Consider the following 8,884-nt stretch of genomic DNA (forward strand, 5'->3'; position numbering starts at 1 on the left):
CGTCTTCACCCAGCCGCCGAACGTGCCCATCCCCGTCGTCGTCAGCCCGCCCGACCAGCTGTAGCTGGTCGCGGTCACATCGCCGGTATAGCTAACCTGGCTGACGACCCGGCCCTGGCTGTCATAGTCGGTGCGCTCCATGGCGGCGATGCCGTAGAGGCTGGTCCAGTGTTTGATCCGCTGACCGAGAATGTCGTAGACATAGTAATCGGCATTGCCGCTGGGCCGGGTGACCTGCAGCAGCCGGCCCATGGCATCATAGTCCATCCGGGTTTCGCGGCCGACTTCGTTGATCTGGCGACGCAGGTCGCCGAACCCGTCATAGAAATTCTGGATCGCGCCGCCGTCGGCATGCCATTCGATGGTGACCAGCGCCTCGCTGCCGCCATAGCCGGTGCCCGCCAGCAGCGCCCGCGTCGTGCGGTTGCCGTTCGCATCGATATGGCCGACCATGCGGCCGGAAAGGTCGTAATAATAGGTATCGGCCGGCGTGCCGATATAGCTGTTGCCGTCGCTGTTGGTGATCTGCACCGCCGGGCGCTGCACCCAGGTCAGCCGGCCCATCGTGTTATAGGCATAATAGGTCGTGCCGCCCCGGGCATCGGTGTCCGAGGTAACCTCGCCAAAGGCGTTGTAGCCGCGCGTCGTGACGATGTCGGTAAGCGTGTCGTCGGCCAGCTGGCGATTCTTCTGGATCGTCCGGACGCCCTGGCCACGGCGATCATAGGACGTCACCGTCACGTTGATCCCGTCGATGTACAGGCTGCCTGGGTTCCAGACCCAGCCGGCAGTGACGATGCCCAGAATGCCGTCGAGCGACAGGCCGCCGATGGCGCTGCCCTCGCTTTCGATCGCCGCGGTCTGGTTGCCCGCACCATCATAGAGATAGTAGCGCCACACCCCGTCGCCGGCATTGCTGCGATAGAGCTTGCCGCGTCCGTCATAGGCGAACTGCTCTTGCCAGCCGCCGTTGATCCCGCGCTGCGATATCTCGCCAAAGGCATTGTAGGCGATGTTCTGAATGTCGCCCTTCAGCCAAGCAGAGCCGTCCAGCGTCGCCGTCGTCTGCGAGGTGACCCGACCCGCCGCATCGCGGGTATACAGGATGCTGTCATAGGCGACGCTGTCATCCGATCGCGCACGCCTATATGCTTGCCGTAAAAGATTGCCAGCAGCATCGTAATAATACTCGTGAGCGTAGTATTCCGTACCCTGCTCGTTGGTATTGATCATGCCCACCATGCGCCCACCACGATCGTAGACGTAGCGCGTGACACGCCTCGCACCGTCCAGGGAGCTCGACTGCTCGGTTCGCGACAGATCGCCCAGACCGTCATATTGATAGGCCAGGACGGACTGAACCGGCGTACTGCCGTTCAGATAGACGGGACGAAATTCCTTCGCCAGCCGACCCGAGGCGTCATACTCATATGTCGTACGGTCCCCGGTCGCCTCGGTCTTCGAGGTCACCTGACCCAGCCCGTTGTAGGTATAACTGACCAACGACGTCGTCGGCACCGACTGCAGCGTGCCATTGGGGACGGTATACGCCACCACGTTCAGCCGCTGCTCCGTCAGCCGCCGGCCGTTGCGGTCATAGGTGAAGTTGGTGATCCGGTCCGCACCGGATTCGCCGACCCCGGGCTGGGACTGGACGCTGGCGCCGCCGGTCTGGTTCGCGTAGCGACGCTCCTGCACGGCATTGCCCTCGGCATCGAGCGTCCAGCGCGTGACATAGCCTTCGCGATCCACCTGGGCGATCTTGCGACCCGCCCGGTCATAATAGGTGAAGGCGCTGACGCCGTTCTGATCCTGCGACCGCACCAGATTGCCGACCGCATCATATTCATACCAGGAGGTGAGCGTGCCAAAGCCCATCTGGTAGCGCTGGCCGTCCCACCAGCCATAACGGATGTTCGCGACGCTCGTGGAGGTCAGCCGGTTGAGATTGTCATAGCCGTAGGTCGTCTCGCGATACTCGCCGCCCGGCGCCGCAGGCGGCGATCCGCCCGCCGTGCCGGGCTGCGCCACCGGTGTTGCCCAGCTGCGCTGCGCGATCAGGTTGCCGACCGCGTCGTAGGTATAGCTGGTCAGCGTGCCGACCGCGCTCAACTCGGCAATCTTGCGGTTCTGCCGGTCATAATAGAACAGCGTCCGCGCCCCGTTCGGGTCCACCGTCTCGATCAGATTGTCCCGCTTGTCATAGCGGTACGTCGTCGTCGGCGTCGTGTTCCACAAGGAGATGTGGTTGTCCTGGCTCACCACCTGGACCTCGCCCACCCGCTTCTGAATCAGCCGGTCTGCCTTGTCATAGGTGAAATAGGTATCCCGCTGCTCCGCCAGCCCCGACGCTTCGATCTGATGCACCACATTCCCGCGCGCATCATATTCGTACACGTTGCGGAAATAGCCCGAAGCGGTCATCGCGCCGCCATTGTTGAAGACCGGCGCCTCGACCCATTCGGTGCGCAGGCTGCCGCGGCGATCATAGGTGTAGCGGGTAATCCCCCCCAGCTTGTTCTGGACCTGGGTTACATTGCCGAACGCATCGTACCAGCGAACCTCGCTATAGCCCTCGGCATCGGTCGTGACCGTAGTCCTCCCGAGTTTGTCATAGCTGAAGGTGGTGGTGGCGTCGCGGCCATCGCCGTTCACGGCGGGCCAGATGCCGACACCGGCCTGGGCATAGGAGCGGTTGTAGCGACGCGTGACGGCGCGAACCTCGCCGAAGAGCGTGTAGCTGGTCTCGGTGACATAATCCTCACCGTCGCGCATCGCCACGACCCGCCCCAGCGTGTCGTAATAGCTGTAGGTAGAGACCCCGCGCTCATCCGTCGTCCGCACCAGATTGCCCAGTGCGTCATACTGATAGCTCTTCACGCCGCCGATGCCGTTGGTCTCCGAGACCACCCGACCGAGCTTGTCATAGCTGCGATAGCTGGTGATCCCGCGACCATCCGTTACCGACGTCTGGTTGCCGAGACCGTCATAGGTGTACCGCGTAACGCGCTGCTCGGGCGTTCCCCAGGCATCATATTGTTCAATGACTCGCCCTGCTCCATCATGAATATAGACGGTGCGTACTTCTTCTCCAGTTAGGTGTTGCGATATTTCCCAGTAGAGGTCACCGTTGGCCAAATATGAATAAGAACGAGTTCGACCTTCACTATCGCTCCGAACGATTAATCTGCCATCTACGTCATAATAACTCCAGTTGCCTGCCCAATCTCCGGTTACGGCCCCGTTTACCGTGGCCAGCGTCCAGCCATCGTTCGCAGCCACCGGCGCGTTCCAGCGCGCTCGGAAGACCTCGCGACCCTCGCCATCATAGTCGATGCGGGTGACATAGCCCTCGGGATCGATGGTGAAGCGCAGTTCGCCGCGCGCGGCATAATAGTTGCGGGTGATGCGGTTGGCGCCGTTGCCGGCATTGGCAGCCGCCCAGTTGTCCATCGTCTCCTGCGACGGCAGCGCGCCGGGCGAATAGGCCGCCGCGTAGCGCACTGTCCGCGTCACATGGCCCATCGCATCATAGCTGTAGCCGGTGACCGCGCCGCCAGCATCAATGGAATATTTGAGCCGCGATGCATTGTCGTAGACCGCATAGCTCACCCGGTTGGCCGGGTTGGTCGCCATCCCGACCACCGCATTCTTCACCGACGCAAAGGTATAGCTCGACAGCGCGCCGATCGTGCCGGCATACTGCGTCGTCGAGCGGACCGGCCCGAATGCCGACCATTTCCAGTCATCATATTGATAGTTATACTCGGTGACCTGCCCGAGTGCGTCGATGACGAAGCGCAGATGGTCCTGCTGATCGTAGACATAGCGCGTCGAGCGATCCCCGCCCGAACTGCCGACGGAATTGATCAGGTCCTGCAGCGTGCCCGATGCGCGAAGCGCCGGATTTGTTGCATTGGCATAGGCGATCTCCTGGACCTTGCGACCGCCCGCGTCATACACCGTTCGGCTTAGATATCCCTCGCCGTTCAGCGTCCCCAAGACATTGCCGTCCTTGTCGTAGAACACCTGCGACACCGGGTCGCGACCACTGCCAGCAGGTAGCACCATGTTCAGCGGTGAGGTGCTCTTAAAGCCATTTACCTGCTCGGCGGACAGCCTGTTAGTGTAACCCGTTGTCGCAACCAGCCTACCCGATCCGTCGTAATCGTAGCGCGTTACCGATCCATCGCCGGCGATCGCCTCAATCACCCGGCCCTCGGCGTCGTAGATCTTCCAAGTCCAGATATCGTAGGGATGTGCCGCGGGCCGTAACGACGCCATTTCGACGCTCGAGTTCGGATCGCTCAACCAACTGAGCTGCTCTGCTGACAGGATATTCGTGTAGTTGATCGTGGCCGCGAGACGACCATTCTGATCATAGCGATATTCTGAGATGTAACCCCATTGATTGGCATCTACTATTTTACGACCAACTTTATCGTAAAGATAATAGTGAATGTATCCGTTCGCGTTGGTTTTCTGTCGCAGCCGGCCAAGCTGGTCGTATTTATAGCTGCTGGTTCCGCCCGCCGTGTCGCTGCCGGATTCGGTAAAGCTGACGAGATCGCCCGCGCGGTTGTACGTCGAGGTTTGCACAAAGCCGTTGGCAAGTGTCACGATGGTCTGGAGACTCGCGTCGCTGAACGCGAAGCTCGTCACCATCCCGTTGAGGTCGGTCGAGGAAACTACCCGCCCCAGGCCGTCATACGCGTAGGTCTTCCAATTCTGTCCGGCAACGACGCTGGCCAGCAGCTGCCCCGCCTGATCATAGGTAAAGAACTCGTGCGTGTAGCCGTTCCACCCGTGGGGCGATCCAGGTGCGAAAGCATCTCCGTAGGAGATACGCTGGATTAGACCGCCACGTGCATCATACACAAATTGGATGTGGTCCACCTGCGTGGGATCCGCGAGAGAGTTTGACCAGTCTATCAACTGCGATTCAGCCGGCGATACGCTACTGGCCAACCCGTTCAAATTGTAAAATTGGCTAGTATACTCCATTTGCCAAACAAGCTGGCCAACGCCGTCGTAGCGATATTCCGTGACGCGTCCCTCGGGAGAGATGGTGAAGCGCAGGCGGTTGGCAGCATCGTACACATAGCGAGTGGTGTGCCATGCGCCGCCGCTGTCCTTGTCCGAACCGACGCGGCTTTCCGTCAGCACCTGGTTGGCGGCATTGTAGGTGCGCACCACCTGCTGGCCGGTGCGATCGGTCGTGGTCAGCACATTGCCGTTGCCGTCATACGTATAGCTGGTGGTCTTGCCGCTCGCGTCCGTCACGCTGGCGAGATCGCCGTTGCCGGTATAACCGAACCGCACCACCTGCTGTGCCGCCCCGGCATAGGCCGGCGGCGCGGTGATCTGGGTCAACTGCCCGTTCCCGTCGTACGACAGCGTCGTCGCCTGGCCGGCAGCATCGGTGATCACTGTATAGCCAGCGCCGTAGCCGATCGAGGTCGTGCGGCTCACGCCGTCGGCAACCGCCTGCGTCCAGTTCGTCACGCGGCCGGCGCCATCATAGCCGATCGTCACCGATGACCCGTCGGTCTGGCTGATCGTCTGGATCAGCTTCGACGTGCCGTAATAGCTGTAGCTGGTCGTGTAGACCCGTCCATCGGCGATGCTGTTGTCTTCCGGCGACAGATCCACCGTCACGCTCGACAGCCGATTGTACCCGTCATACCCATACCGCGTCCGCGTCAGGACGCGGTTGGTGTTGGTGCCATTGTCCAGATAGCCGGTAGTCAGCGTGGTGATATTATTGCCGGCCCATGCATATTCGACATAGCCACCATCGGCGGTGGTCGTCCGCCACAGCTTGTCGCCGCTGTAGCTGTAGGTCACCGAATTGCCGCTAGTATCGGTCTGCGACACGATCCGCCAATCGGCGCCGTACGCGGTGTAGGTCTCGCTCACCCGGCTGTCGCCATCGGTCCAGGTCCAGTTGCCGCCGCTATAGACCAGTGTGTCGTACGCGCCGGCGCCATCGGTAGCCACATAGGCCGAGCCGTTCCACCCGTAGCTGATCTCCGAGCCGTCCGCCGAGCGCCGCTTGACGCTGCTGCCGGCGCTGTTGACGCTACCGGACAGGCCGAACACCCGGCGGTCGGTGGACTGGCGCCAATTATCGCCATTCTCGTCCGTGAAATTGCCCAGGCTGTTGTAGGTCCGCGTAATCCCCACATCCGGACCGCGCCCCACCAGATACTCATCCCGGTGCGAAATCAGCAGGTTGCCGTTCGCCGCATTGAAGAACAGCTGCTCGCTGCCCCGGCCGAGCGATGCTCCGCCCAGCAGCCCCAACGCGCCCAGCATCGACCCCGATCCACGCTCGAAACCGGTTCCCGCACCCGTGAAAATCGCGACCATCGCCTGCCCCCCACAGCAGGCAGCATCAAACCATTTCGCCTGCTCATGCAGACTCAATCAGCAAAATCTCACATTTGTTTAGGCCGTAGACTCATAAGTTCGAAGCCAAAGCCGCATTGAGGCGAGCTGGACCATAGCGAGGAAGTTGGCGGCGAGTTTGTCGTAGCGGGTGGCGACACGGCGGAAATGCTTCAGCTTGGAGAAGAACCGCTCGACGAGGTCGCGCTCGCGGTAGAGCCGTTTGCTGAAGCACGGCTTCCCTCGCCGGTTGCTCTTGGGAGGGATGTTGGGCGTGGCGCCCCGGTCCTCGATAAGCGCTCGGGTATGCTTTGCACTCAGCCCATCTGCGATACTGTTCGCCTTCAGAAGGATACTTTCTTCTCTTTTACGACTCTGACACCGTCCGGCCAGGGTGAGGATTTCTGGCTGGTAGTCCGGGACAATAAGCAGCACATAAAGCTGAGAATGAATCTTCTAACTGCAGCCTCCACAAGGCATTTTGCCGGCTTCAAGCCAAACAGCCTTTCTCAAAAGATCACTGCCGGATTCGAACCGGAGACTGGCAAGTACGTCTTCGAGGACCTTGGTGGAAAGAAGTACACTTGGATCGCAGACCTCGATCAGCTCAAGGCCCAACGAGCGGCAAGTGAGATGGCCAGCGCTCTTGGGCGGGTTGGTCTCGATGAATATGAATGGCTTAGACGGGGCGGAAATCTCAAGGGGTAAGAGCTCATCGGCTCGTACAGCGCAACTAGGTAGCTGAACCTACGCTTCATTCGGGAGGGCGTCGGAAATGGGCTGAACCCGTGAAATCGGTTCTCAGCGGTTCCGCGCGCCTCCTGAACGAATGTCCGATTCCCGGCCTACGCTGCCTCAAAGCAGGTTGTTGGTAACCCGACTCTCTTTCGCGCAGACGCCAAACATCGGCTGGGGGAAGTGCTGGACGTCAGCTGTTGAGGAAAGCTGCCGTTGGAACCACAGCCTACGAACGGCGCATGTTGGTCGAAAGCTGCCCCAACAGTGGCGAGCTAACTGGGCCGTTTCCGCTTGAAGGCATAGCCGGCTAAGGGGCTGCACCCAGATAGTTCTGTAGCGTGCTGCAGTCGCGCTCCCAATTCACAGTGTCGGACGCATGATCCATCCGACCGCATCACCGCCGGCGCCACACGCAAAGCAATGCCAGACGCCGCTGGCGGTAAAGAGGCTTTCAGACGGATCTGGGTGCCACGGGCAAGCGCCGCGTTGCCGCACACCATCGGCACCGAAGGCGGTTAGCGAAGATGTTTCGGCAATGAGCGAGACCAGTAAATCCGCGGGTCCGGCTTGTAACCCAAGTCCCTCACTCATGCTTCGCATCCTCTTGCCAAGTCGAGGTCGGGCCAGAGGCTTCGTCCGCGCCTAGGGCTCAGGATGGGGCATCGATGCTCGCGGGGCAAGTCGTCCTAGCTCGTCGAGAGCAACCTGTACCCGCTCACCCTTGGCCAGCCTGCCCAGTTGCGTTTGGTTCGGAACCGAGGACGCCACCCGTAACGTCGGCCAACAGCGGGTGGGCGAAAATGATGCGGCGATCCTCACGGAGGAGATGAAGATCCTCCGGGTGCCAGGTGAACACAGCGGATCGGGCGATCTGACCGCGCTCGATGCGGGACAACTGCGATGCGGAAAGGCCGCTGCGCCGGGCGAGCTCTGCCAGCGTCCAGCCAAGCTCCCGACGCTCTTGCCGGAGAGCGGCGCAAAGGCTTGCCTGTTGCCCCTCCTGCCAGGTGTTTGGCGTTCTCGGATGCGGGCCAGGATTTTCCCCTCGCTCCGCCACCACTGGCCAATCGATCTCGAACGCATCCATGATGCGGGATAGCGTCTCGGGCCTCGGCCATGCCCGTTCATTTTCTATCCTTGATAATGCGCCCCTGCTGATCCCGATGTCATTGGCGAAGACTTTCGGGGGGATAGGCTCTCCCATGCCCTTCTCCCCGCGCCGATAGGCTCGGATGATCGCACCAAGGTCATCGCGAAGGCAGCGATAGCCGGCGGGCAATCGCATGCGACAGGGCTGTCGTTCTCGAAGCATTCCTTGCATCTAACAAAATTGTAACGTTGGTGCACGCCCCGAAGGCGTCATCCCAGAACGGCTGCATGGCCGTTGTCCGTATCAAATGGGTGGAAGACGAGAAGACGCAGCAGGCGCTGGCGGAGCTCGTTCGGCTGCTCGCCCGAGAGGCAGCGCGACGCCATCACGAAAGGACGCGGGATTCCCGCAAGCTCGAAGGTGTGAAACAATAAACCATGCTTACCAACGCTCCTCGCCGCATCGCTCTTTACGGCCGTCACTCCACGACGCTGCAGACCGCCACCTCCAGCGCGGATCAGGTCGCCTCGTGCTCGAACCTCGTTGCCTATCTGGGTGGGACCGTGGTCGGGACCTGGCTGGACCCCGAGGTCTCCGGCTATCGCCGCGACCGCGAGGGCCTGACGCGTCGGCTGGGGCAGCGGGATCGCTGCGACCAGAATGCCG

At 61.2% G+C, this 8,884-nt stretch carries 5 protein-coding genes and 1 pseudogene; 2 read left to right on the forward strand and 4 right to left on the reverse strand.

Annotation, left to right across the window (positions count from 1 at the left end; all coding sequences use genetic code 11):
• The coding region (locus KK7_RS0115190) for an RHS repeat protein (RefSeq protein ID WP_010545504.1) at positions 1–6,372 on the reverse strand (6,372 nt) is incomplete at its 3' end.
• Positions 6,373–6,450: 78 nt separating this feature from the next.
• Positions 6,451–6,672 (reverse strand): annotated as a pseudogene (locus KK7_RS0115195) (transposase); the annotation flags it as partial.
• Between the two features lie 165 nt (positions 6,673–6,837).
• Here KK7_RS0115195 and KK7_RS22990 point away from each other — a divergent pair.
• Positions 6,838–7,098, forward strand: coding sequence for a hypothetical protein (locus tag KK7_RS22990; protein WP_158000020.1), 261 nt, complete (start codon positions 6,838–6,840; stop codon positions 7,096–7,098).
• Between the two features lie 390 nt (positions 7,099–7,488).
• Here KK7_RS22990 and KK7_RS23780 read toward each other — a convergent pair whose 3' ends face one another.
• Together KK7_RS23780 and KK7_RS23785 are read right to left on the reverse strand one after the other, a co-directional pair.
• Positions 7,489–7,728, reverse strand: a complete 240-nt coding sequence (locus KK7_RS23780; RefSeq protein WP_083836112.1) for a CHC2 zinc finger domain-containing protein — start codon at positions 7,726–7,728, stop codon at positions 7,489–7,491.
• Positions 7,729–7,843: 115 nt separating this feature from the next.
• Positions 7,844–8,449 carry a helix-turn-helix domain-containing protein gene (locus tag KK7_RS23785; RefSeq protein ID WP_420186419.1) on the reverse strand — a complete coding sequence of 202 codons (606 nt, stop codon included), beginning with the start codon at positions 8,447–8,449 and terminating at the stop codon, positions 7,844–7,846.
• A 206-nt stretch (positions 8,450–8,655) separates the two neighbouring features.
• Here KK7_RS23785 and KK7_RS0115210 point away from each other — a divergent pair.
• The coding region (locus KK7_RS0115210; RefSeq protein ID WP_010545507.1) for a recombinase family protein at positions 8,656–8,884 on the forward strand (229 nt) is incomplete at its 3' end.

Source organism: Sphingomonas elodea ATCC 31461, from assembly GCF_000226955.1.
Lineage (GTDB): Bacteria > Pseudomonadota > Alphaproteobacteria > Sphingomonadales > Sphingomonadaceae > Sphingomonas > Sphingomonas elodea.